Source organism: Micromonospora sp. MGP-C2 (assembly GCF_057766525.1).
Genome location: NZ_JBYMEN010000002.1, coordinates 2413313 through 2436906, shown reverse-complemented (window position 1 = coordinate 2436906; position 23594 = coordinate 2413313). Strand labels below are relative to the sequence as shown.

The following is a 23594-nucleotide window of genomic DNA, read 5'->3' as shown; positions in this document are numbered from 1 at the left end:
AGTTAGCGGCGCGACACGCCGTCGTGGACGCCGCTAACTTCATGATCGACCGGGGGGAGAGTGGGCCCGGGGGCCGGGGGAGAGGAGCGGGGGGGGGGTGGGTTAGTCGGCTCGGCGGGTTGCGGCTATGGCCAGGTCCACCAGGGCTTGGCGGGCCTCGGTGTCGAGGTCGACGGCGGTCAGGGCGGCCAGCGCGGCGTCGGTGAGCGTGACGATCCGCTGCTCGGTGCGGGCGAGAGCTCCGCTCGCCGTGATCAGCTCGTGGAGCCGGGCCACCCCCTGCTCGTCCAGCTCCGGGTCGCCGAGCCGGCTGAACAGCAGCTCGCGGCCCGCGTCGTCGGTTGCCTCCCCGGCCGCCGCCACGAGGAAGGTGCGCTTGCCCTCCCGCAGGTCGTCCCCGGCCGGCTTACCGGTCAGCGCCGGGTCACCGAAGACCCCCAGCACGTCGTCGCGGAGCTGGAACGCCTCGCCCAGCGGCAGCCCGTACGCCGAGTAGGCCGTCCGCACGTCGGCCGTCGCGTCGGCCAGCGCGGCGCCGAGCAGCAGCGGACGCTCGACCGTGTATTTCGCGGACTTGTAGCGGGCGACCTTGCTGGCGCGTTCCACCGAGGTGTCCCCGGTGGCCTGCGTCAACACGTCGAGGTACTGACCGACGGTGACCTCGGTGCGCATCTCGTCGAAGACCGGCCGAGCCCGGGCCAACGCCTGGAGATCCAGGCCCGAGGAGTGCAGCAGCTCGTCGGACCAGACCAGGCAGAGATCGCCGAGCAGGAGGGCCGCGGCGTCGCCGAAGCCGTCCGGGTCGCCGCCCCAGCCGGACTGCCGGTGCCGCGCGGCGAACCGCCGGTGCACCGCGGGCTCGCCGCGGCGAGTGTCGGAGCGGTCCATCAGGTCGTCGTGGATCAGGGCGCTGGCCTGGACGAACTCCAGCGCGGCCAGGGCGGTGACCACCTGGTCGCCGTCCACCCCGCCAGCGCCCCGGAACCCCCAGTATGCGAATGCCGGACGCAGCCGCTTGCCGCCGCCAAGCACGAAAGCCTCGATCGCCTCGGCCACCGGGGCGAGGGCGTCATCCACGGCGGCGAGCCGGCCCCGTTGACCAGCGAGGAATTCGGTGAGGGCCTTGTCGACGCGCTGGCGCAGGCCGGCGCGGTCGACGGGAGACACGGGAGCAGCTTGGGTCACTCCCCGACGCTAGCGGGTCGTCCTGACCCGCGCTCTCCCGCCACGCGTAGTCCCGCCGGTGCGGCCCGGACCGGTGCGGCCCGCCGGTGGCGCGCCGGCCCGTGCGGTGCGGCCCGGACCGGCGGCTCCTGTCGAGCCGGCCCGACGGGTGGCTGCGGCGGCCTCGGCGAGCGTCACCAGCGGCACGTCCAGGACGACGGCGAGCCAGCCGAGCCAGAAACCGCCGGGCACGCGGCGCTGTCGTTCCCAGCGGGACACCTCATGCCGGCTCAGCGTCGGCACTCCGGAAGCGGCACACAACTCGGCGGCGGCGCGCTGCTGGCTCCAGCCGCGGGCCAGCCGGCAGCGGGCCAGCAGTGGCCCGAGCTGCGCGGGGCGCGGCACTGCGGGTGGGGTCACGGGTCCTCCTGGCGGGCGTCGGTGTGGTGACGACCCGCCCGGCCGACCGGCCGGGACCGGCGTCACCGCTCGGTTGCTGACCCCCGCGCGGAACCCCGGAGCCGCCCCCGCCGCCCCTCCCACGCCACCCATTCCTACCCCGGGGGTACGACACCCGTGCGCCCACCGCGCCGGGACGCGCGGGGCGGCACGGGTCACCGGGTGGGAAGCGCCTGGGTCGTGGTGGCGTCGCCAGCTAGAGTCGGGTCGTGGCGCTCGGTCTTCCTTCGGTCCTCCCCAATCCGCAACCGGCGATCGGGGAGCTCATCCGTGAGCGCCAGCCGACCTTCTCGTTCGAGTTCTTCCCACCCAAGACCGACGCCGGGGAGCGGCTGCTCTGGCAGGCCATCCGCGAGCTGGAGTCACTGCGCCCGTCGTTCGTGTCGATCACGTACGGCGCGGGCGGGTCGACCCGGGACACCACGGTGGCGGTGACCGAACGGATCGCCACCGACACCACACTGCTGCCGATGGCCCACCTGACCGCTGTCGACCACTCCGTCGCCGAACTGCGGCACGTGATCGGCCGGCTAGCCGGGGTGGGAGTGCGCAACGTGCTGGCGGTCCGCGGGGACCCGCCGGGCAACCCGGGCGGTGAGTGGATCCGCCACCCGGAGGGCGTGGACTACGCCGAGGACCTGGTCCGCCTGGTGCGCGATGCCGGCGACTTCAGCGTCGGCGTGGCCGCCTTCCCGTACAAGCATCCCCGCTCGCCCGACGTGGCCAGCGACACCGCGCAGTTCGTCCGCAAGTGCCGTGCCGGCGCGGAGTTCGCGATCACGCAGATGTTCTTCGACGCCGACGACTACCTGCGGCTGCGTGACCGGGTGGCCGCCGCCGGCTGCGACACCCCGATCCTGGCCGGGGTGATGCCGGTGACCCAGATCGGCACCATCGAGCGGTCCGTGCAGTTGTCCGGCGCACCCTTCCCGCCGGCGCTGGCGGCCCGCTTCGAGCGTGTCGCCGACGACCCGGAGGCCGTCCGCCGGCTCGGCGTCGAGCAGGCCAGCGAGATGTGCCGTCGACTGCTGGACGAGGGTGTGCCCGGGATCCACTTCATCACCCTCAACCGGTCCACGGCCACGCGCGAGGTCTGGCAGAACCTGAAGGCTGGCGCGCGGGTGTGAACGTTGCTTCTGCGACACCTGATGCCCGGCACGACGGTTGATCCGTGGTGGGCACACAGCTGAACTGGGATCAGTACGCCACGGCGTGGGCGCGGTTGCACGGCGGGTTCGACCCTCGGGTCGCGGCCCCGGTGGTCCGCGCCTGGCTGCGATTCGCGTACCACGTCGGCTATGTGCTGGGCCGGCTGCGGGTCAGCCCGACCGCGGTCACAGTGGCCGGGGTGCTGCTCTGCTTCTGCGTACCGTTGCTGGTGACCCGCCCGGGCAACGGGCCCTTCCTGGGCGCGTTGTTCGTGCTGTTCGCCGCCGTGGCGGACAGCGTGGACGGTGCGGTGGCGGTCGCCACCAGCCGCACCACCCGGCTCGGCTACGTCTACGACTCGGTTGCCGACCGGCTCGGTGAGGTGGCGTGGTTGCTGGCGTTCTGGCTGCTCGGCGCGCCGGGCGCGCTGGTCGTCGCGGGTGGCGCGCTGTCCTGGCTGCACGAGTACGTCCGAGCCCGGGCGGTCGCCGCCGGCATGCGCGACATCGGCGCGGTCACCGTGGGCGAGCGTCCCACCCGGGTCTCGGTGGCGCTGGCCGGGCTGCTGGTCGCGGGGCTGGCCGGGCTGATCGAGCCGGAGCTGGCCGCCGGCACCATCACCATGGCGACCGCGGTGTGGGTGCTGTTGGCCGGGTTCGGCCTCGGGCAGCTGCTCTCCACCATCCGCCGCGCGCTGCTCGACGCCGGCTGAGCCCCGGAGCGTGCGGCCCCGCGCCTACCAGGCGGGGCCGATCTCGTCGGCGACGATCTGCGCGGAGAGGGTCACCATCGGCAACCCGCCGCCCGGGTGGGTGGAGCCGCCCACCAGCCACAATCCGTTGGCCGGGCCCCGGTTGGCGGGGCGGAGCAGCCCGCCGGCGGTGCCGTAGATCGAGCCACCCGGCGCTCCGGTCGCCGCGTCCAGGTCGGCCGGGGTGCGGACCTCGCGGAACAGCAGCCGGTCGCGCACGTCCATGCCGCGCCGCGCCAGCACCTCCAGGACCCGATCGGCGTACGCGTCGGCCAGTCCCGGCCGTCGCCAGTCGACAGCGCCCGCCGCGGTGCCCTGCCGAGGGGCGTTGACCAGCACGAACCACGCCTCATGTCCGGCCGGGCGGACCATCGGGTCGTCGGCCACTGTGACGAACACCGTCGGGTCGGCCGCCGGCCGGGCCCGTATACCGCGCCCGGGGTCGCCGAAGATCGCGTTGAACTCCGCGTCATAGTCGCGCGGGAAGAAGACATTGTGGTGGGCCAGCCCGGTGCTGCCGGAGACGCCGAGCAGCAGCACGAAGCCGGCGAGGCTGCGGTCGGTCAGCCCGGCCAGCCGACGCGGGTGCGGCAGCAGGTCACGGTAGACGGTGAGAGCGTCCACGTTGGCCACCACCACGTCGGCGGGCACCGGCGCGGTGACACCGGCGAGGCGTACCCCGTGCACCCGGCCACCGGTGGCGTCGATCCGGGTGACCGTGGCGTCGGTCTGCACGACCACGCCGAGGTCCAGGCAGCGGGTGAGCAGCGCGTCGGCGAGCGTGCCCAGCCCACCGCGCAGGTACCAGCCACCGAAGGCCAGCTCGGCGTACGGGACCGCGACCAGCGCCGCCGGCGCCCGCCGCGGGTCGGCACCGGTGTAGGTGGCGTACCGGTCCAGCATCATCCGCAGCCGCGGGTCGGACAGGTGCCGGCGGCCCAGGCCACGCAGGGTGCGGCCCGGGGCGATGGCGGCCAGGTCACCGACCCGCCAGGCCAGCGACGCGAGGTCGCGGGGGGAGTCGACGGTACGACGCAGGATGTCCCGCGAGGAGGCGTTCCACACTCGCGCGGCCCGACGCCACAGCCGCTGCCAGTCGGCTGCCGCCCGGTCGCCGAAGGCGGCACCGATCCGGGTGGCGAACTCCATCGGGTCGGCGCACGAGTCCAGTGCCGGGCCGCCGCCGGGGAAGACGTGCCGGACGATCGGGTCCAGCGGAACCAGGTCCAGGTATTCGTCGAGCTTCGCCCCGGTCGCCTCGAACAGGTCGTGGAAGACCTCGGGCAGGGTGAGCAGGCTCGGCCCGGTGTCGAAGTGGAACGACCCTGCCGGGGTGTCGTGCGTGTACCGGCCGAGCTTGCCGCCGACCGTGCCGGCCCGTTCGAAGACGGTCACCTGGTGCCCGATGGCGGCCAGCCGGGCGGCGGTGGCGAGGCCACCCACCCCGGCGCCGACGACCACGATCCGCGCCATTCCGCGTCCTCCTAGCTGACCGGGCGACCCCGCCAGGTCAGGCGGCGTCGCTTTCGCAGATGGTACGACCGCAGGGTCAGCCAACCGAGGACCACGACCGACACGGGGTGTGCGAGCGCGTCGGGCCACCACCGGCCCCCCGTCGCCCGGGCGGTGAACACCCGCCCGGCCACCCCGAGCAGATAGCCGGCCAGGCCCGCGGTGACCATCCCCGGCGCGCCGGTTGCCACACCGGCCAGCGCGATCAGCGGCGGTGCGGTGTAGAGCAGCAGCAGCGACGCCACCACGGCCGCCGCCGCTCCCGGGTGCCCGAACGACGCCCAGAGCGACTTCGAGTATCCGTCGCGTAGCTGCGGCCAGTCGTCGTACATCCGGCAGGTGGCCAGCCGGGAGCCGTCGGCCAGGGCGATCCGCCCACCGGACCGCTTGACCGCCCGGGCCAGCTCGACGTCCTCCAGGATCTTGTCGGCGACCGCGACGTGCCCGCCGGCGGCCGTGTAGCCGGCCCGGTCCAGCACCAGGAACTGGCCGCCCGCCGCGGCCAGCGACGGCCGTGACGAGCGCTCCATCGCGCGCAGCGGCAGGAAGGTCAGCCAGAGCCACTGCAGCAGCGGCTGCACCAGCCGGTCGGCCGCCGTCGCCACCACGATCCGGGGGTACGGCGACAGCAGCGTCGCGCGGGCGGCACGCAGCTCGGTGACGGCCGCGGCCACGGCGTGCGGGGCGAGCACCACGTCGGCGTCGACGAAGACCAGCGCGGTGGCGTCCGGGTCGGCCCGGGTGGCCAGTTGCCAGCAGGCGTGCGGCTTGCCCAGCCAGCCCGGCGGTGGGGCGACCCCGGTGAGAAGCGTCACCCGGGGGTCGTCGCCGGCCACCGCGCGGACCACGTCGGCGGTGCCGTCGGTGGACCCGTCGTCGAGGACCACGACGCGCAGCCCGGGTACGCCGCGTTGGGCGAGCAGGGCGCGCAGGCAGGGCGTGACCCGGTTGGCCTCGTCGCGCAGCGGCAGCAGCACGGCGACCCGCTCGTCGACCTCGTCGGGCCGGTCGGTGGGCCTGCGCAGCCAGCGGGTGGCGTTGAGCCAGGTGTGCCCGGTCAACGCGGCGATGGCGATGACCAGGGCGAGCAGGACGGTCATCGGGTCGCGTCGACGCCGGGCCGGTGCGGCTGGTGGTCCTCCCGGCGGGTGTCGCGGGCCCGCCGGGCACGCAGCAGGGTCACCGCCAGCGGTACGGCTGTCACCGACATGCCGGCGGCGCCCCAGAGCGCCGAGGCGGGCAGGTCGAGGAAGACGGCGTGGGCCAGGATGCTGGAGAAGTACGTCCACAGGTAGAGCGCGACCATCGGGTGGTCCCGCCGATCGGTGTGCTCGGCGGCCGGCCCGGCCAGCGGGCGCAGCGCGCTCATCATCAGCACCGCGAAGAGCAGCCAGCCCAGGTAGTTGCTGACCGGGATGCCGGGCAGGCCGGGCAACGCCGGGGTGGCGTCCCGCCAGACCCAGTAGCCTTCGGCCACCATCTGCGGATCGAGGAAGAGGTCCCAGGCGGCCAGCCCCACGGTGGCCAGCGCGATCCGTCGTACCCACAGCCCGGCCGCCGACCCACCGCGGCCGGTCCCCGATGTGCCGCCGCCGGCCGTCGCGCCGCTGCCGCCGGCCCGCGACGCGCTGCCGCCAGTCAGCCGGACCGCTGCCAGCCAGGCCGGCCAGGCCATCCAGGTCCAGGCCAGCGGAATGATCAGCGGCACTCCGGCCAGTTTGGGGCCCAGCTCGCCGGAGTAGTCGTAGCTGCCGAACGGCACCCCGGTGGCCACCCCGATCGCCTCGATCGCGAACCCGCCGCCGGTGGCCACCGTGACCAGCGCCGCCGCCACCCGAGGGCCCCGGCTGAGCAGCGCGTGGCCGACCGAGAGCAGCCACCCGAGCACGACGGTGGCCATGGTGAGCCCGGCCCTGGTGGCGCCGGTGGTGAGCGGGTAGCAGATCTGGGCGAGCACCAGGATGGCGAGCAGCGCCCAGGAGATCCGTCGGGTCATGACGCCGGTGGTTCGAGGGGCAGGTCCCGACCGAGTACGCCGAACGGCCGCTCGTCGCCGGGGAAGTGGAAGTTGCGCAGCACGTCGACGAAACCGAAGCGCCGGTACAACCGCCAGGCCCGTGAGGTCTGCTCGTCGGCCTCCGGGGTGGACAGCAGCGTGGTGTCACCCTCGGCCATGCCGAGCAGCGCGCGCAGTTGGCCGGCGCCCAGACCGTGCCCCTGCGCCGGTGGCCGGACGTGCAGCTCGACCACCTCGAAGCAGTGGGTGAGCCAGCGCTGGCGGGTCGGGGCGTCCAGTGCCCGGTGCACCTGGTCGTGCCACCACTGACCGGAGGCACCCAGGTAGCCGTAACCGAAGCCGGCGAGGTGACCCTCGCTGGTCAGGCTGGCGACCGCCCGGAAACCCGGCCGGCGGACGTGGGTGGCGATGTAACCGCGCCGGGCCTCCAGCAGGTCGGTGCGGTATCCCATCGCCTCGCCGTAGACGGTCACCACGTCGTCCAGCCGCCGGACGAGATCGTCCGGCGTCCAGCGCACCAACCTCATGCCCGTCCACCCTTCACTGTTTCCGGGCCACCGTCGGCGACCCATCCGAGCACCGACCGGTCGCCGACCACGTCGCGCACCTCGAACCGGGCGAACAACTCCTCGGCGTACCAGCCCTCGGTGGGGGTTCGCATGATCGCCGCCCGGTGCTCCGGGTGACGGTACGCGAACGCCACCAGGTCCGTCGGGTCGCGCCACACGCTCACCGTGCCCTGCCAACCCAAGGGCGCCTCACCGACCCCGAACCGGGCCAACAGCCCGGGCGCGTCGCGCAGGGCGGCGGCCACCGGGGGGATCGCCCGCCAGAAGGTGGCTGCCCGGTGGACCCGCAGCCGAGCCCGGGTCAGCGCCAGCACCGGGCCGGTGACCCGGCCACCCGGCGGGTCACCGAACGGCTGCTGACCGGACCACTCGCCTCGGCTGGTCAGTGGGCGCAGGTCCACCCGGGCGGAGGCGTGGGCGATGCGCGCCCAGGCACGCCCGACCGCCGAGTCGTCGAAGCCGGCCGCCGCTGCGGGGGAGTCCCAGACGGTCAGCGCCGCCCACCGGGTCAGGTCGGCGTCCCCCGGCCCGAATCCGGTGCCGGTCCCGGTGCCCAGCAGCTTGCCGAACCGAACGCCCGGGAGGGAGCGCAACCGGCGTGGGTCCACCGCCATCCGGGTCAGCGCCCGGGGCAGCGCGGCGCGGGAGGTCCGCCACACGTGCAGCGTGACGAGCTCCGGTGCGGCGTTCACGCCACCTCGGCCGGGCTGCCGGCGGTGACCCGCAGCAGCTCGGTGTAGGTGGTCGGGAAGACCGCCTGCGGTACGCCACCCGCGGCCCAGATCTCGGGGTACGCCGTCAGCGCCGTGTCCACCAGGGTGCGCAGCGGGTGCGGGTGCCCGAGTGGGGCGACACCGCCGATCGGCTGCCCGGTGTGTGTCCGGACGAACTCTGGGGTGGCGCGGCGCAGCCGGGTGACGCCGAGCGACGCCGCCAGGCTGGCGGTGTCGACCCGGTGCGCGCCGGAGGTGAGCACGAGCAGCGGCGCGTCGTCCGCGTCGAAGATCAGTGAGTTGGCGATCTGGCCTACCTCGACGCCGAGCGCCTCGGCGGCCGCCGAGGCGGTGTGCACCGCGTCGGGAAGCAGGCGGACCGTGCTGGGCTCACCGGTGCCGTCGAGCGCGCCGACGGCGGTGAGCGCGTCCTGCACCGCTCGTACGTTCGGGTGTGGCTGCATGTCGCCATTCTTCCCGGTCAGTCGGCGACGGGTTCAGCCGACCACGTTCCATCCCGTCCCATCGGACCCAGCCCGACGGGTCCCGTTCGTGGTGAGTGACCGACCTTCGCGCCAAGATCCGCGCAACTTCCCTGGTGTTGCTGTCTCCGGCGCGCGGGAGGCAGCAACATCTCTAATGTTGTACGGATCTTCCTCGTCGATCTCGCCGGAGCGGCTGCGCGACTACGTGATGCGCTGGCAGCGTGGGGCGACTCCGGCCCGTTCCTCGTCCCGGCCGCCGACCCGCCCGACTATCCGACGCCGAGCTGAGCCGCCGCGCTCGGTACGCACGCCTGGCGCGTCACACGTTGCATTTTCGTCGGAGGGGAGGTGTACTGTCAGGAGCAGTTAGAACGAGTGTTCGATTGCCTCGAACGCCCGTTCCAACCAGCCGGAGCGCGGCGTTTCGCGGCGCCAGCTCCGGGCGGTGTGGCTCCGCGGGCCGCACCTGGGTTTCCGGGCAGTCGTGAGCCTGGTCCCGACAGGCAGGATCGTCGCTCGCCGCCCACGACCCCCGGGCGGCGGGCGACGAACCCGCCGGTACGCCGGCCGGGTGTGGTGTGGGGAAGCATCCACACCCGGCCGGCCACACCCGGTGCGTCTTCCTCCGCACCACTCGACCTCGGCGTCTCGTCGGCGGCATCAGCGTGCCGGGGCGACGCCTCGGCCATGTGGAGGAGACATCCATGCCGACCAACTCGGCTCAGGCACCGACGGTGCCGGCGCACGTGCTGCCGCACCGCACCCCCGCCCAGCTGCTCACGTTGGCCCGGCGTGGGCTGGTCGAGGCCGGCCAGACCCGACCTGACGGTCTGCGTTATGCGGCTGCCCACCTGGCGGCGCTGCGCGCGGCGGCCGCCCTGCTCGCCGCGCGTGCCCGACCCGCGCCGAGCCGACGCAACCGGATCACCAGCGTCTGGGTCCTCCTCTGCGCCGTCGCTCCGGAGCTCGACGAGTGGTCCCGGTTCTTCGCCGCCGGCGCCAGCAAGCGCGCCGCCGCCGAGGCCGGCATCCCCCGGGTGGTCAGCGCCCGGGAGGCCGACGATCTGCTCCGTGCCGCCGAACAGTTCGTCACGGTGGTGGAGACCGCACTCGGCGTTGCCCACCAACCGGCCCTGGACGGCCTCGCCGCCTGATCCCGCCGTGCCACCGACCGCCCCGCGGGGGGAGCCGGGCGGCCGGTGGCACGGCGTGCCGGTCCTGATCTGATCCACAGCAACGACGGGGGAGTTGGTCCAATGGCGGGCCGCATGGTGGTCGGTTCCGCCGCACTGGCCGATCTGGTGCGCCCGGCGAGCGCGCCCGACCAGGCCGGCGGGCACCGGGTGCTGCCGGTGGTGCCCGAGCTGACCGGTCTGCTGCCCAACCGAGGCCTGCGCCGGGGCAGCACCATCGCGGTTGCCGCCGGCCAGCCCCGGCGCAGCGGTGGCACCTCGCTGATGTTGGCTCTGCTCGCCGAGGCCTCCCGGGCCGGCTCGTGGTGCGCCGTGGTCGGTGTGCCGACGTTCGGCGCGGGCGCGGCCGCCGAGCTGGGCATCGCCCTGGACCGGCTGGCCCTGGTGCCGAATCCCGGCCCCGAGTGGGCCACAGTGGTCGCCGCGCTGATCGACGGGGTGGACGTCGTGGTCACCACCGTGCCGGCCGCTGTCTCCGCCTCGGTCGCCACCCGGTTGGCCGCCCGGGCGCGGCAGCGCGGCAGTGTGCTCGTCCCGTACGGCCGGTGGGACGGCGCGGACGTGACGTTGCAGGTGGTCCGTGGAGTCTGGGAAGGGCTCGGGCATGGCCGGGGGCGGTTGCGCCGCCGGGAGGTCACCGTCTCGGCGCGCGGGCGCGGGGCGGCTGCCCGACCAAAGGAGATCAAGGTCTGGCTGCCGGGCGACGAGCTGACCAGGGTGATCCCGCGTGTGATGCCGTCGACAGTGGGCCGTCCGGCCGCGCCGCTCGCCCTGGTCGGTCGGGAGTGACCGGCACGCCGGCACGGACCCTGCTGCTGTGGTGCCCGGACTGGCCGGTGCTCGCCGCCGAGATCGTCGACGGGGTGCTGGCCACCGGCCCGGTCGCCGTGCTGCACGCCAACCGGGTGGTCGCCTGCTCCGAGCGGGCCCGCGCCGAGGGGGTGCGCCGAGGGCTGCGCAAACGGGAGGCGCAGGGTCGCTGCCCGCAGCTCACCGTCGTGGATTACGACCCGGGTCGGGACGCCCGGGCATTCGAGCCGGTGGTCGCCGCGGTGGAGGAGCTGGTCGCCGGCGTCGAGGTGGTCCGTCCGGGCGCCTGCGCGGTGGCCGCCCGCGGGCCGAGCCGTTACCTCGGTGGCGAGGAGGCGGCCGCCGAGCGGATCATCGAGCACGTCGCCCAGTCGTGCCTGGTGGAGAGCCAGGTCGGCATCGCCGACGGGGTGTTCGCGGCCGGGTTGGCCGCTCGCTCCGGTCGGGTGGTGCCACCGGGTGGGACACCGGAGTTCCTGGCCGGGTTGCCGGTCGAGGCGCTCGGCCGCTCGGCGCTGGCCGACCTGTTGCGGCGGCTCGGTGTGCGCAGTCTCGGCGACTTCGCCGCGCTGCCGGCTGGCGACGTGCTGGCCCGGTTCGGGTTCGACGGTGCGCTGGTCCATCGGCTGGCCGCCGGGCGGGACCACCGCCCACTCGCCGTCCGGCAGCCGCCGGCCGACCTGACGGTGACCGCCGAGCAGGACGAGCCGATCGACCGGGTCGACGTGGCCGCGTTCGTGGCCCGGGCGTTGGCTGAGCAGTTGCATGAGCGACTGGCCGGGCACGGGCTGGCCTGCACCCGGCTCGGCATCGAGGCGGTCACCGAGCACGGGCAGGAGCTGCACCGGGTGTGGCGGCACGACGGCCTGCTCACCGCCGCGGCCATCGCCGACCGGGTGCGCTGGCAGCTCGACGGGTGGCTCTCCGGCAGCAGTGGCCGCACCGGCGCCCGACCGGCCCGACCGACGGCCGGCATCATCCGGCTGCGACTGATCCCGGACGGGGTGATCGCCCAGGCCGGTCTGCAGGCCGGCCTGTGGGGGGAGACCGGCGAGGAGCGGGAACGGGCGCACCGGGCGCTGAGCCGGGTGCAGGGCATCCTCGGCCCGGAAGCGGTGGTCACCGCGGTGCTCGGCGGTGGTCGCTCCCCGGCCGACCAGGTGCGACTGGTGCCGTGGGGCGACGAACGCCTCCCCACGCGTCCCGGTCCGGCACCGTTGCCCGGCGAGCCGATCGCGCGTCCCGGCCCGGCACTGCTGTCCGGCGAGCCGATCGCGCGTCCCGGTCCGGCGCCGTTGTCCGGTGCGCCGATCGCGCGTCCCGGCCGGGCACCGCTGTCCGGCGAGTCGATCGCCAGTGGCGGCGGCCGGGCCGTCAGTGCCGGTCGGCCTGCCGACCACAGTGCCGGCGGGGTTCCACCGTGGCCCGGCCGGCTGCCGGCGCCCGCGCCGGCTGTGGTGCTGCCCAGCCCGCTCGCCGCGACCGTGCACGACGCCGCTGGTGAGGCGGTGGTGATCAGCGCGCGGCTGGCGGTGAGCGCTCCGCCCGCCCGGCTGGTGGTCGGCACCGGCCGGCCGGCGGAGATCGTCGGCTGGGTCGGCCCGTGGCCGGTGGACGAGCGGTGGTGGGCTCCGGCCGAGGCTCGGCGGCGGGCACGGTTCCAGGTCTGCCTGGCCGACGGCACCGCCCTGCTGCTCGCCGTCGAGGGCGGGCAGTGGTTGGTGGAGGCGATCTATGACTGAGCGTCCAGCCGGGCTTGATCGACTCGATATTCCGAAAGTCGGGGTGTCCCGCCGACCCGGACAGCCCGACTTCCCGGAGGTCGAGTCGATCAGGGCGAGGGTGCGGGAATGAGCTTCCACAACCCGAAGATGCCCTGGTCGGAGTTGGAACGGGTGCTCTCCGGGCGGGGCAGTGGCAGCTCCGGTCGGGGCGACGGCGGGTCGGGCGGTTCCGGCGGCGGGCGGTCGCGCGACGAGCGGCACCTGCACGTGGTGGACCCGCTCGCCGTGGACGCCGACGGGGGAGACTCCCCGGCCTGGAGCCGCCACCGTGAGCGGTACCAGCCACCGGAGCTGACCCGCCCCGACGGGGTGGTGCCCTACGCGGAGCTGCACGCGCACACCAACTTCAGCTTCCTCGACGGTGCCAGCCATCCCGAGGAGCTGGCCGAGGAGGCGGCCCGGCTGGGGCTCACCGCGCTCGCTGTCACCGACCACGACGGCTTCTACGGGGTGGTCCGCTTCGCCGAGGCGGCCCGCACGCTGGGCCTGCCGACCATCTTCGGCGCGGAGCTGTCCCTCGGGCTGCCCGGCCCGCAGAACGGCGAACCCGACCCGCACGGCGCGCACCTGCTGGTGCTCGCGCACGGCCATGAGGGGTACGCCCGGCTGGCCACCACCATCGCCCGCGCCCAACTGCGCGGCGGGGAGAAGGGCCGCCCGGTCTACGGAGAGTTGGAGGAGGTCGCCGCCGAGCTACGCGATCACGTGCTGGTGCTGACCGGTTGCCGCAAGGGGCACGTGCCGGGCGCGCTGCTCACCGAGGGGGTGGACGCGGCGGCCCGCGAGCTGGACCGGCTGACCGCGCTCTTCGGTGCGGAGACGGTGGCGGTGGAGCTGACCGACCACGGCCATCCTGTCGACGCCGACCGCAACGACGCGCTCGCCGACCTGGCCACCGCGGCCGGGCTGCCGACGGTGGCCAGCAACAACGTGCACTACGCCACGCCCGGCCGGCGTCGGCTGGCCACCACCGTCGCCGCCGTCCGGGCCCGACGCAGCCTGGACGAGATCGACGGCTGGCTGCCCGCGGCGGCCACCGCCCACCTGCGCAGCGGCGCGGAGATGGCGGCCCGGTTCGCCGCGTACCCGGGTGCGGTGGCGCGGGCCGCCGAGTTCGGCGCCGAGTTGGCCTTCGACCTCCAGCTCGTCGCGCCGCAGTTGCCGGCGTACCCGGTACCACCGGGGCACACGGAGATGAGCTGGCTGCGGAAGCTGACCGCCGACGGGGCGCGGGAGCGCTACGGGCCGCCGCAGGCGCACCCGACGGCGTACGCGCAACTCGACCACGAGTTGAACATGATCGAGGAGTTGGGCTTCCCCGGCTACTTCCTGGTGGTCTACGACATCGTCACGTTCTGCCGTGAGCAGGACATCTACTGCCAGGGTCGGGGTTCGGCGGCCAACTCGGCGGTCTGCTACGCATTGCGGATCACCAATGTGGACGCGGTCCGGCACCGGTTGCTCTTCGAGCGGTTCCTCGCCCCGGAACGCGACGGCCCACCGGACATCGACGTGGACATCGAGTCCGACCGTCGGGAGGAGGTGATCCAGCACGTCTACACCCGCTACGGCCGGGAGCACGCCGCCCAGGTCGCCAACGTCATCTCCTACCGGCCCCGGTCGGCGGTGCGCGATGTGGCCAAGGCGTTCGGCTACTCGCCGGGGCAGCAGGACGCCTGGAGCAAGCAGATCGACAGATGGGGCTCGGTCGCCACTGTCGACGTGGAGAACATCCCCGAGCAGGTGGTGGAGTACGCCAACGAGTTGCAGACGTTCCCACGGCACCTGGGCATCCACTCCGGCGGCATGGTGATCTGCGACCGGCCGGTGATCGAGGTCTGCCCGGTGGAGTGGGGGCGGATGCCCGGGCGCAGCGTCCTGCAGTGGGACAAGGACGACTGTGCGGCGGTCGGCCTGGTCAAGTTCGACCTGCTCGGGCTGGGCATGCTCTCCGCCCTGCACTACGGCTACGACATGATCGGCCAGAGCCTCGACCTGGGTGACATGACGCTGGACGACCCGGAGGTCTACGACATGCTCTGCCGGGCCGACTCGGTCGGGGTGTTCCAGGTGGAGAGCCGCGCCCAGATGGCCACCCTGCCCCGGCTCAAGCCCCGCGAGTTCTACGACCTGGTGGTCGAGGTGGCGTTGATCCGGCCCGGCCCGATCCAGGGCGGTTCGGTGCACCCGTTCATCCGGCGCAAGAACGGCCAGGAGCCGGTGACCTTCGCGCACCCGCTGATGCGCAACGCCCTGGAGAAGACCCTGGGTGTGCCGCTGTTTCAGGAGCAGTTGATGCAGCTCGCCATCGACCTGGCCGGCTTCGACGCGGCAGAGGCCGACCAGTTGCGCCGGGCGATGGGCGCCAAACGGTCGGTCGAGCGGATGACCCGTATCGCCGACCGGCTCTACGCCGGGATGGCCGAGCGGGGCATCACCGGTGAGTTGGCCGACGACGTCTACCGCAAGCTCACCGCGTTCGCCAGTTACGGCTTCCCGGAGAGCCACGCGATGAGCTTCGCCTACCTGGTCTACGCCAGTTCCTGGCTCAAGCGTTACCACCCGGCGCCGTTCCTGGCCGCGCTGCTCAACGCCCAGCCGATGGGTTTCTACTCCCCACAGACCCTGGTCGACGACGCCCGTCGGCACGGGGTGGAGGTCCGTCGCCCGGACATCAACGCCAGCGGGTCGAAGGCGGTGCTGGAGTCCACCCCGGACACCCGGTGGGGCAGCGGGCCGGGGGAGCCGCCGCACGCCTGGGGGTTGGGCGGCCCGGCGGTCCGGCTCGGCCTGTCCAGCGTACGGACCCTCGGCGCCGACGTGGCCGAGCGGATCGAGGCCGAACGGGCCGTCGGTGGGCCGTACCGGGACATGCCTGACCTGGCCCGGCGGGTCGGTCTCACCGCCGCGCAGCTGGAGGCGTTGGCCACCGCGGACGCCTTCGCCTGTTTCGGGCTGACCCGGCGGCAGGCGCTGTGGGCCGCCGGCGCGGCCGCCCAGGACCGGCCGGGACGGCTGCCCGGCACGGTGACCGGCGCGGCGGCGCCCACGCTGCCCGGGATGGAGGCGGTGGACCGGCTGGTCGCCGACGTGTGGGCCACCGGGCTGTCGCCGGAGAGCCATCCCGCCCGGTTCATCCGGGGTCAGCTCGACGTGCTCGGCGCGGTGCCGATCGCCCGGCTCGGCCGGGTGGAGCCCGGCCAGCGGATCCGGGTCGGTGGCATCGTCACCCACCGGCAACGTCCGGCTACTGCGGGCGGGGTCACCTTCCTCAACCTGGAGGACGAGACCGGGATGCTCAACGTCACCTGTTCGCCGGGGTTGTGGCAGCGCTACCGGCGGGTGGCCCGCACCAGCGCCGCGCTGGTGGTCCGGGGGCGGTTGCAGCGGCACGAGGGGGTGACCAACCTGGTCGCCGATCGACTGGACGCCATCGAGCCGCCGGTCAGCCCCGCTTCCCGTGACTTCCGGTGACCGTTCGGCTACCCAAATTCCACGTTTGAGGCGCGCGTCTGAGGAGAAGTGCAGGTCACGCGAACGGTGTGGTCCGCGTGGACTCGGGGAGGGACACATGTCACGGATGCTGCGGGCGACGGTGTTCGCCGGGGCGCTCACTCTGGTACTCAGTGGCTGCGGGGGTGTCGGCGGCGACAGCGACGCGGGCGGCGGCACCGCCGCCAAGGGCACGCTCAGCACCATGGGCTTCGGTTTCTCCGACGAGATCGCCACTACCCGCGTGGACACCTTCAAGCGAGACCACCCCGGCGTCGAGCTGAAGGTCACCGAGGGGGCCTTCGACGAGCAGCAGTTCCTCTCCGCGGTCGCCTCGGGCAACCCACCGGACCTGGTCTACATGGACCGCAAGCTGATCGGCACGTACGCCAAGCGCGGGTCGATCCAGCCGCTGACCGACTGCGTCAAGAAGCAGGACATCGACCTGGAGCAATATCGGCCGGCTGCCCGCGCCCAGGTCACGCTCGACGACACCGTCTATGGCATCCCCGAGTTCTCCACCGTCCGGGTGGTCTACCTCAACGAGGGGCTGCTCAAGCAGGCCGGGCTGACCGCCGACCAGGTCAACCTGGCCGACTGGGCCGCGCTGCCCCAGCTCAACGCCAAGCTGGCCGCCGTCTCCGGCGGTCGACTCTCCCGGATCGGCATCGACCCGAAGGTTCCCGAGTTCCTGCCGATGTGGGCCAAGGCCAACGGCGCCGACATGCTCTCCGCCGACGGCCGCACGGCCAAGCTGGACGACCCCAGGGTGGTCGAGGCGCTGACCACCGGGGTCAACCTGATCCAGCAGCAGGGCGGCTGGGGCAAATTCAAGTCGTTCCGGGACACCTTCGACTTCTTTGGTGCGCAGAACCCGCTGTCCAAGAACCAGATCGTGGCGTGGCCGATGGAGGAGTGGTTCCTCAACCAGGCCGCCAAGAACAGCCCGAACGCCGAGTTGGTGGTCAAGCCGTTCGTGGACCGGCAAGGCAAGCCGCTGACCCAGTCCGGCGGGCAGGCCTGGGTCGTCACCAAGGGCGCGAAGAACCCGGACGCGGCGTGCGCGTTCGTCAAGCAGATGACCGCCACCGACACCTGGGTGGCCGCCGCGAAGGCCCGGGTGGACGCCCGCAAGGCCGCCGGCCAGCCGTTCACGGGCCTCTACACGGCCAATGCCACGGCCGACAAGAAGATCTTCGACGAGCTGTACCAGCCGACCGGCAACAAGCGCTTCGATGACGCCGTGGCCACCATCCGCTCGGTGCAGGACGCCGCGTTCGCGATGCCCGCCTCTCCGGCCGGCGCGGAGTTCGACAAGGCGTACTACGACGCGGTCAACCGGGTGCTCGCCGGCCAGGCGCAGCCCGCGCAGGCGTTGCAGCGGGCCCAGCAGGAGGCCGCCGCAGCCCTGGACAAGGCCGCGAAGTAGCCCCGCGATGACCACCGTCACCACTCCCGCTCCGGGCCGGCGCCGTCGCACGCCGCTGGCCCGGCGGGAGGCGCGCTGGGCGTACCTCTTCCTGGCGCCGTGGATCGTCGGGTTCCTGGTCTTCTCGGCGGGGCCGATGATCGCCAGCCTGTGGTTGAGCTTCACCGAGTACGACGTGATCAACCCGCCGGAGTACACCGGGCTGGACAACTACCGGCAGCTGATGAGTGACCCGGCAGTGGCCCGCAGCCTGGGCAACACCGTCTACTACACGGCGCTGCACGTGCCGCTGGTTATGCTCATCTCGCTGGGCCTGGCGCTGCTGCTCAAGCGGGTCGGCCGGTTGCAGGGCTTCTTCCGTACCGTCTTCTACCTGCCGGTGATGACCCCGGCGGTGGCGGTCGGCATCCTGTTCCTGCTGCTGCTCAACACCCAGGACGGCCTGATCAACCGGGCGCTCGGCCTGGTCGGGATCGACGGTCCGAGCTGGACCACCGACCCGGGCTGGGTGATGCCCGGCATCGTCCTGATGAGCCTGTGGAGCCTCGGCTCCACGGTGATCATCTATCTGGCCGCGTTGCAGAACGTGCCCCGTGACCTGTACGAGGCGGCTGCCATCGACGGCGCCGGCCCGTGGGCCCGGTTCCGGTCGGTCACCCTGCCGATGATCTCGGGTGCGCTGTTCTTCACGCTGATCGTCAACACGATCGCGTCGCTGCAGATGTTCACCGAGGTCTACACGATGTACTTCGGCAACCGGGAGACGCAGAACTCGTTCAACAGCGACGCCGCCACCTTCTACGTCATCCACCTGTTCCAGGAGGCGTTCCAGTTCCTGCACATGGGCTTCGCGTCAGCGATGGCGTGGCTGCTTTTCGTGATCATCTTGATCATCACCTTGATACAGGTGAAACTCAGCAACCGGTTCGTGTACTACGAGGGAGAAGACAAGTGACTTCGATGATCGGCCACAACGGCGTGGCCAACGCGCGACGCACCCGGCTGACCGCTGGCTGGGTGCCCGAGCAGCTTGAGCCGCGCGAGTACCAGCTCACCGACGGTCCCGTCGCCAACGTTCGGCGGTCCCGGGCGGAGGAGGATCCGGCAGCTGGGGCCGAGTCGTGACCACCGCCGTCGAGCGGGGCGCCGCGTCGCCGGTGTCCGGCATCTCGCCGGCCCGGCCGGCGGCGCCCGGTCGGCGGCCGGTGAGGGCCGTCGGTCACCCTGGCAGCGGGTGCTCTTCGTGGTGGCGCTGGTGGGCGCCGCGGTGATCTTCATGCTGCCGTTCGTCTGGCTGGTCAGCGCCTCGCTTCGCCCCCGGGAGTACGTCTTCGCCCCCGGCTTCCTGCCGGTCCCGTTCGCTCCGGAGAACTACGCCGAGGCCTGGCGGGCCGTGCCACTGGTGACCTGGTTCTTCAACAGCGTGGTGGTCGGTGTGGCCGCCGCCGCCGCGGCGACCCTCTCCAGCGCCTGGGTGGCCTTCGGCTTCGCCTACTTCCGCTTCCCCGGCCGCAACCTGCTCTTCGGGCTGGTCCTGGCGACCATGATGCTGCCGTTCGCGGTCACCATGATCCCGACGTACCTCATCTGGTCGGACCTCGGGCTGACTGACACCCAGGTGCCGCTCTGGGCGGGCAACCTGTTCGGCTCGGCGTTCTACATCTTCCTGCTGCGACAGTTCCTGCTCGCCCTGCCCCGGGAATACTTCGAGGCCGCCCGGGTGGACGGCGCCAGTTACCCGCAGCTGTTCTGGAAGATGGCCTTTCCGCTGATCCGACCGGCGCTGCTTGTCGCCTTCGTCTTCGAGTTCAAGGCCAGCTGGACGGACCTGCTCAAGCCGCTGATCTACCTGCGCAACGAGCAGCTCTACACCCTGCCACGCGGGCTCAAGGTCGTGCTGGACCGGTTCGGCTACGGCGGCGAGCAGCAGTGGGAGATCGTGCTTGCCGGAAGTGTGCTGGCCACCGTTCCGATGATCATTCTGTTCTTCCTGGCCCAGCGGCACTTCGTCGAGGGCATCGCCACCACCGGCCGCAAGGGCTGACTGGACCAGGTGACTAGGCTCGACCGGGTGGAGCAGACCCGAGGCCGGTTCGCCGGGCCGCCGCTGACCCCCCGTACCGCCGTGATCTGGTCGGTGCTCCGCGCCGAGCTGGACCGGCGCGGCGACGCCGAGCTGACCGTGCTGGACGTGGGCGGTGGCACCGGCGGTTTCGCCGTTCCGCTGGCCCGCGCCGGGCACCGCGTCACAGTGGTCGACGCCAGCCCCGACGCGCTCGCCGCGCTCACCCGCCGGGCCGCGGAGGCCGGCGTGGCCGACCGGATCGCCGCCGTGCAGGGCGACGGTGACGCCCTCGCCGGGCTGGTCGAGCCGGCCGGCGTCGACCTCGTCCTCTGCCACTCCGTGCTGGAGGTGGTCGACGACCCGGCACCGGTGGTGACCGCGTTGGCCACCGCGCTGCGCCCGGGCGGCGCGGCCAGTGTGCTCGTGGCCGGGCGGGCCGCCGCCGTGCTGGGCCGCGCGATGAACGGCCACCTCGACGTCGCGACCGCGCTGGCCGCCGACCCGGCCGGCACCGCCGGACCACGGGACACGCTGCGCCGACGCTACGACGCCCCGGGCGCCGCCGCGCTGCTCGGCGCCGCCGGTCTCGTGGTCGAGGAGATCCACGGGGTACGCGTGCTCGCCGACCTGCTGCCGGCCGCGGTCGCTGACGGGCAGTCCGCCGCCCTGGTCGAGTTGGAACGCGCGCTGGCCGCCCAACCTCCCTACCGGGACCTGGCCGCCCAACTGCACCTCTTCGCCCGCCGGCCGGCATGAGCGACACGCCACCTGAGGCGCCGCTGACGGTCCTCGGACCGCACCACGGCGGCGGCCGTCTCGCCGACGTGCTGCCCAGCGCGCTCGCCGTGCTGGGCGTTCCCGGCTCGGCCGACCCGCTCGGGCTCGTCCCCGCGTTGGCCGGGGTACGCCGGATCGCCGTGCTGCTGGTCGACGGGCTCGGCTGGTACCAGCTGCCGACCGCGGCCCCGTACGCGCCGACCCTCGCCGGGCTCGCCGCGACGGTGGCCCGACCGATCATCGCCGGTTTCCCGTCCACCACACCGACCAGCCTGGTGACGCTCGGCACCGGCGTCGCGCCGGGCGCGCACGGGGTGCTCGGCTTCACCGTGCGGGTGCCCGGCACCGACCGGGTGCTCACCCACACCGACTGGGCCGCGGACCCGTCGCCGCTGCACTGGCAGCCGGTGCCCACCCAGCTGGAACGGGCCCGCGCCGCCGGTGTGACGGTGACAGTGGTGAGCCGGCCGGAGTTCGGCGGCAGTGGTCTGACCCTCGCCGCCAACCGGGGCGGCGACTTCCGGGGCGCCGCCGGTGGGGACGCGGTGGCCGCCGCCATGCTGGCCGCGCTGGCCGCCGGCCCGGGCCCGACCCTGGTCTCCGGCTACCACGCCGACCTGGACCGGCACGGCCACCTCAGCGGCGTCGACTCAGCACCCTGGCGGGTCGCCGCCACCGAGGTGGACGCCCTGATCGCCCGGTTGGTCGACGGCCTGCCGCCGGACGGGGCACTGCTGGTGACCGCCGATCACGGCCAGCTCGACATTCCCGCCGACCACCGCTTCGACCTGGACACCGACCCACGGCTGCGCGCCGGGGTGCGGGTGGTGGCCGGTGAGGCCCGGGTGCGCTACCTGCACGTCGAGGAGGGCGCGGTCGACGACGTGCGGGCCGCCTGGTCCGAGGTGCTGGGCGACGCGGCGCGGGTACGCACCCGCGACGAGGTGGTGGCCACCGGCTGGTTCGGTCCGGTGCCCGAGGAACACCTGGGGCGGATCGGCGACGTGGTGGTGACCTGCAACGACACGTACGCGGTCATGGCCAGCCGCACCGAGCGGCCGATGGCGTCGAAGCTGGTGGCGTACCACGGGTCGGACACCGCGGCCGAGCTGACCGTGCCCCTGCTGGTCGTCCGCGGCTGACCGGCGTACCGGTCCGGCCCGCCGGTGGCTGGTGGTGTCGTACCTTCGGGTTAACCTGCCGGGATGGGCCGCAGCCAGTCGTTGCCCCGGGGCGACGACGATCCGCGCTTCGGGCCGGACGCCGACGACTCCGGCAGCCCGATCCTGCACGTCGACATGGATGCGTTCTTCGCCGCCGTCGAGGTGCGCCGCCGACCCGAGCTGCGCGGCCGGCCGGTGGTCGTCGGCGGCGTCGGGCCACGCGGGGTGGTCAGCTCGGCCAGCTACGAGGCCCGCCGGTACGGCGTGCGCAGCGCGATGCCGACCAGTCAGGCCCGAGCCCGGTGCCCGCACGCGGTCTACCTGCCACCTGACTTCACCGCCTACACCGAGGCCTCCCGGGCGGTCATGCAGATCTTCCGCGACGTCACCCCGCTGGTCGAGCCGCTGTCCCTCGACGAGGCGTTCCTCGACGTGACCGGCGCCCGCCGGCTCTTCGGCTCCCCGGCCACCATTGCCCGGCTGATCCGCCGTCGGGTCGCGACCGAGCAGGCGCTGACCTGCTCGGTCGGGGTGGCGCCGAGCAAGTTCGTGGCCAAGCTGGGTTCCACCCGGGCCAAGCCGGACGGGTTGCTGGTGGTGCCCCCGGGGCAGGTGCTCGACTTCCTGCACCCGTTGCCGGTGGACGCGCTGTGGGGGGTGGGGGAGCGCGCCGCGGAGTCGCTTCGCCGGCTCGGCCTGACCACCGTCGGCGATCTCGCCGAGGCGCCGGTGGGCATGATCCGCCGTGCGGTCGGCGCCGCCTCGGCGGCACACCTGCACGAGCTGGCCTGGGGACGGGACCCGCGCGGGGTCAGCCCGGAGCACGTCGACAAGTCGATCGGCGCCGAGGTGACCTTCGACGTCGACGTGGCCGACCCACTGGAGATCCGCCGCGCGCTGCTCGCGCTCAGCGCGAAGGTCGGCGTCCGGCTGCGAGGCTCCGGGCAGGTTGGGCGCACCGTCGCCCTCAAGGTCCGGCTGGCCGACTTCCGCACCGTGAGCCGCTCCCGCACCCTCGACGTGCCCACCGACACCGCCCGCGAGATGTTCGACACGGTTTGGGCGCTCTACACTGTTTTGGACCCGGGCGAGCGGATCCGACTCGTCGGTGTCCGGGTCGAAGGGCTCGCCCCCGCGCAGGGCGCTCCCCGGCAGCTCACCCTCGGCGCGCCCGAGCATGGTTGGCGGGAAGCGGAAGCTGCCGTGGACGCCGCTGCTGCCCGTTTCGGGCGGTCCGTCATAGGTCCAGCCAGTCTGATGGGCGACCGTGACAGCCGTCGAAACGAAAATCCACCCCACCCGTAGGTCGTCCCGCTTTCCGACGCGCGAGCCCCCTCGTAGACTTGCGGGTAAGCAGCCGGATGGCTGCCACGGTCTGTCGGCCCGAATGGGCCCGACCAACGTGACCGGGGAGGAGTGCCGTGCCGCTCTCGGAGCACGAGCAGCGGCTGTTCGAGCAGATCGAGCAGTCGCTTGCCGAGGACCCCAAATTCGCCTCGGCCGTGCGCGCCAGCGATCCGCGCTTCCATGCGCGGCGTCGCCTGCTCGTCGCCGCCGGCGTCATCATCGCTGGCTTGGCTCTACTGGTCTATGGCGCGGTGATCAAGACTCCACCGCTGGCGGTGGCGGGCTTCGTCGTCATGCTGGCGTCGGCCGCGTTCGCATACCAGTCGCACCGGCGGGCACAATCACCTGACCTGCACGTGGTGGGCGGCACGACGAGTCGTCGTCGCCCCCGCGGTGGCCGATCCGGTCGCAAGTCGTCACTCCTCGACCGCATGGAGGACAGGTGGCGGCAGCGCCCGGAGGGACACCGGTAGGGCGGTCCCGCCCCTGAGGCGGGACGTACGCCGCTGAGACGGCCGTACGTCGCGACGAGTCGGTCGCCGGGCATTCCCGCCGGCGACCTCGGTGGCACCCGCGCGCCCTCTGCATGCCGCCTCCTATCCGGCGGCTTCCTTGCCGGTGATCTTCTTCCCATGGTCTTCCTTCTGGCGGTCCCCTTTCCGCCGGTCTCTCTCGTGTCTCCCCGGGCGCGAGCGCCGGCTCTCCCGGAAACGCT

At 73.3% G+C, this 23594-nt stretch carries 22 protein-coding genes; 14 read left to right on the top strand and 8 right to left on the bottom strand.

All coding sequences use genetic code 11. The features are described from left to right. Positions 1 to 102: 102 nt before the first annotated feature. Positions 103 to 1185 carry a polyprenyl synthetase family protein gene (locus AC3CF1_RS10675; protein ID WP_088949410.1) on the bottom strand — a complete coding sequence of 361 codons (1083 nt, stop codon included), beginning with the start codon at positions 1183 to 1185 and terminating at the stop codon, positions 103 to 105. 9 nt (positions 1186 to 1194) lie between these two features. Further along, positions 1195 to 1584: a helix-turn-helix domain-containing protein gene (locus tag AC3CF1_RS10670; protein ID WP_488450323.1), complete on the bottom strand. Its 390-nt coding sequence runs from the start codon at positions 1582 to 1584 to the stop codon at positions 1195 to 1197. A 248-nt stretch (positions 1585 to 1832) separates the two neighbouring features. Between AC3CF1_RS10670 and metF the strand changes: the two genes are divergently transcribed. Both metF and AC3CF1_RS10660 read left to right on the top strand, forming a co-directional pair. Beyond that, complete coding sequence (gene metF, locus AC3CF1_RS10665) at positions 1833 to 2750, top strand: methylenetetrahydrofolate reductase [NAD(P)H] (protein ID WP_088949408.1); 918 nt, start codon at positions 1833 to 1835, stop codon at positions 2748 to 2750. A gap of 44 nt (positions 2751 to 2794) precedes the next feature. Then, positions 2795 to 3484 (top strand): CDP-alcohol phosphatidyltransferase family protein, encoded by a 690-nt coding sequence (locus tag AC3CF1_RS10660; RefSeq protein WP_088949407.1) that lies wholly within the window; start codon positions 2795 to 2797, stop codon positions 3482 to 3484. 24 nt (positions 3485 to 3508) lie between these two features. On the opposite strand, the gene AC3CF1_RS10655 is transcribed toward AC3CF1_RS10660, so the two are convergent. The 6 genes from AC3CF1_RS10655 to AC3CF1_RS10630 are packed head-to-tail and all read right to left on the bottom strand — an operon-like array spanning position 3509 to position 8798. Next, positions 3509 to 4996 (bottom strand): phytoene desaturase family protein, encoded by a 1488-nt coding sequence (locus AC3CF1_RS10655; protein ID WP_488450320.1) that lies wholly within the window; start codon positions 4994 to 4996, stop codon positions 3509 to 3511. Positions 4997 to 5007: 11 nt separating this feature from the next. Then, positions 5008 to 6135, bottom strand: coding sequence for a glycosyltransferase family 2 protein (locus tag AC3CF1_RS10650; RefSeq protein WP_488450319.1), 1128 nt, complete (start codon positions 6133 to 6135; stop codon positions 5008 to 5010). Beyond that, positions 6132 to 7031 (bottom strand): carotenoid biosynthesis protein, encoded by a 900-nt coding sequence (locus AC3CF1_RS10645; protein ID WP_488450317.1) that lies wholly within the window; start codon positions 7029 to 7031, stop codon positions 6132 to 6134. Before AC3CF1_RS10645 ends, AC3CF1_RS10650 begins: the two co-directional genes overlap by 4 nt. Continuing rightward, complete coding sequence (locus AC3CF1_RS10640) at positions 7028 to 7579, bottom strand: GNAT family N-acetyltransferase (RefSeq protein WP_088949403.1); 552 nt, start codon at positions 7577 to 7579, stop codon at positions 7028 to 7030. Before AC3CF1_RS10640 ends, AC3CF1_RS10645 begins: the two co-directional genes overlap by 4 nt. Continuing rightward, the gene (locus tag AC3CF1_RS10635; protein WP_354983518.1) at positions 7576 to 8313 is read right to left on the bottom strand and encodes a monooxygenase; all 738 of its coding nucleotides are present in this window, start codon (positions 8311 to 8313) and stop codon (positions 7576 to 7578) included. Before AC3CF1_RS10635 ends, AC3CF1_RS10640 begins: the two co-directional genes overlap by 4 nt. After that, positions 8310 to 8798 carry a YbaK/EbsC family protein gene (locus AC3CF1_RS10630; RefSeq protein WP_088949401.1) on the bottom strand — a complete coding sequence of 163 codons (489 nt, stop codon included), beginning with the start codon at positions 8796 to 8798 and terminating at the stop codon, positions 8310 to 8312. The genes AC3CF1_RS10635 and AC3CF1_RS10630 overlap by 4 nt, the downstream gene beginning before the upstream one ends. Positions 8799 to 9523: 725 nt before the next feature. Here AC3CF1_RS10630 and AC3CF1_RS10625 point away from each other — a divergent pair. From AC3CF1_RS10625 to AC3CF1_RS10570, 12 genes are all read left to right on the top strand, one after another. Next, positions 9524 to 9973 carry an SAV_6107 family HEPN domain-containing protein gene (locus tag AC3CF1_RS10625; protein ID WP_088949400.1) on the top strand — a complete coding sequence of 150 codons (450 nt, stop codon included), beginning with the start codon at positions 9524 to 9526 and terminating at the stop codon, positions 9971 to 9973. 102 nt (positions 9974 to 10075) lie between these two features. After that, on the top strand, positions 10076 to 10801 hold the full coding sequence (locus tag AC3CF1_RS10620) for a hypothetical protein (protein WP_099856054.1): 726 nt from the start codon (positions 10076 to 10078) through the stop codon (positions 10799 to 10801). After that, positions 10798 to 12564 (top strand): DNA polymerase Y family protein, encoded by a 1767-nt coding sequence (locus AC3CF1_RS10615; protein ID WP_488450313.1) that lies wholly within the window; start codon positions 10798 to 10800, stop codon positions 12562 to 12564. Before AC3CF1_RS10620 ends, AC3CF1_RS10615 begins: the two co-directional genes overlap by 4 nt. 108 nt (positions 12565 to 12672) lie before the next feature. Next, on the top strand, positions 12673 to 16080 hold the full coding sequence (locus AC3CF1_RS10610) for an error-prone DNA polymerase (protein ID WP_488450311.1): 3408 nt from the start codon (positions 12673 to 12675) through the stop codon (positions 16078 to 16080). A 97-nt stretch (positions 16081 to 16177) separates the two neighbouring features. Then, a complete protein-coding gene (locus AC3CF1_RS10605) occupies positions 16178 to 17527 on the top strand; it encodes an ABC transporter substrate-binding protein (protein WP_488450310.1) in 1350 nt (449 codons plus the stop codon). Positions 17528 to 17534: 7 nt separating this feature from the next. Further along, positions 17535 to 18482, top strand: coding sequence for a carbohydrate ABC transporter permease (locus AC3CF1_RS10600; RefSeq protein WP_141910541.1), 948 nt, complete (start codon positions 17535 to 17537; stop codon positions 18480 to 18482). Beyond that, entirely contained in the window at positions 18479 to 18652 is a 174-nt protein-coding gene (locus AC3CF1_RS10595) for a hypothetical protein (RefSeq protein WP_158240969.1), read from the top strand. Before AC3CF1_RS10600 ends, AC3CF1_RS10595 begins: the two co-directional genes overlap by 4 nt. Before the next feature lie 109 nt (positions 18653 to 18761). Next, on the top strand, positions 18762 to 19571 hold the full coding sequence (locus tag AC3CF1_RS10590) for a carbohydrate ABC transporter permease (RefSeq protein ID WP_488450308.1): 810 nt from the start codon (positions 18762 to 18764) through the stop codon (positions 19569 to 19571). A gap of 9 nt (positions 19572 to 19580) precedes the next feature. Next, positions 19581 to 20348, top strand: coding sequence for a methyltransferase domain-containing protein (locus AC3CF1_RS10585; RefSeq protein ID WP_088951912.1), 768 nt, complete (start codon positions 19581 to 19583; stop codon positions 20346 to 20348). Further along, entirely contained in the window at positions 20345 to 21511 is a 1167-nt protein-coding gene (locus AC3CF1_RS10580; protein WP_488450306.1) for an alkaline phosphatase family protein, read from the top strand. Before AC3CF1_RS10585 ends, AC3CF1_RS10580 begins: the two co-directional genes overlap by 4 nt. Before the next feature lie 63 nt (positions 21512 to 21574). Beyond that, positions 21575 to 22837 (top strand): DNA polymerase IV, encoded by a 1263-nt coding sequence (locus AC3CF1_RS10575; RefSeq protein WP_088949395.1) that lies wholly within the window; start codon positions 21575 to 21577, stop codon positions 22835 to 22837. 116 nt (positions 22838 to 22953) lie between these two features. Continuing rightward, positions 22954 to 23352 carry a DUF3040 domain-containing protein gene (locus tag AC3CF1_RS10570; protein WP_088949394.1) on the top strand — a complete coding sequence of 133 codons (399 nt, stop codon included), beginning with the start codon at positions 22954 to 22956 and terminating at the stop codon, positions 23350 to 23352. The last annotated feature ends 242 nt before the right edge of the window (positions 23353 to 23594 follow it).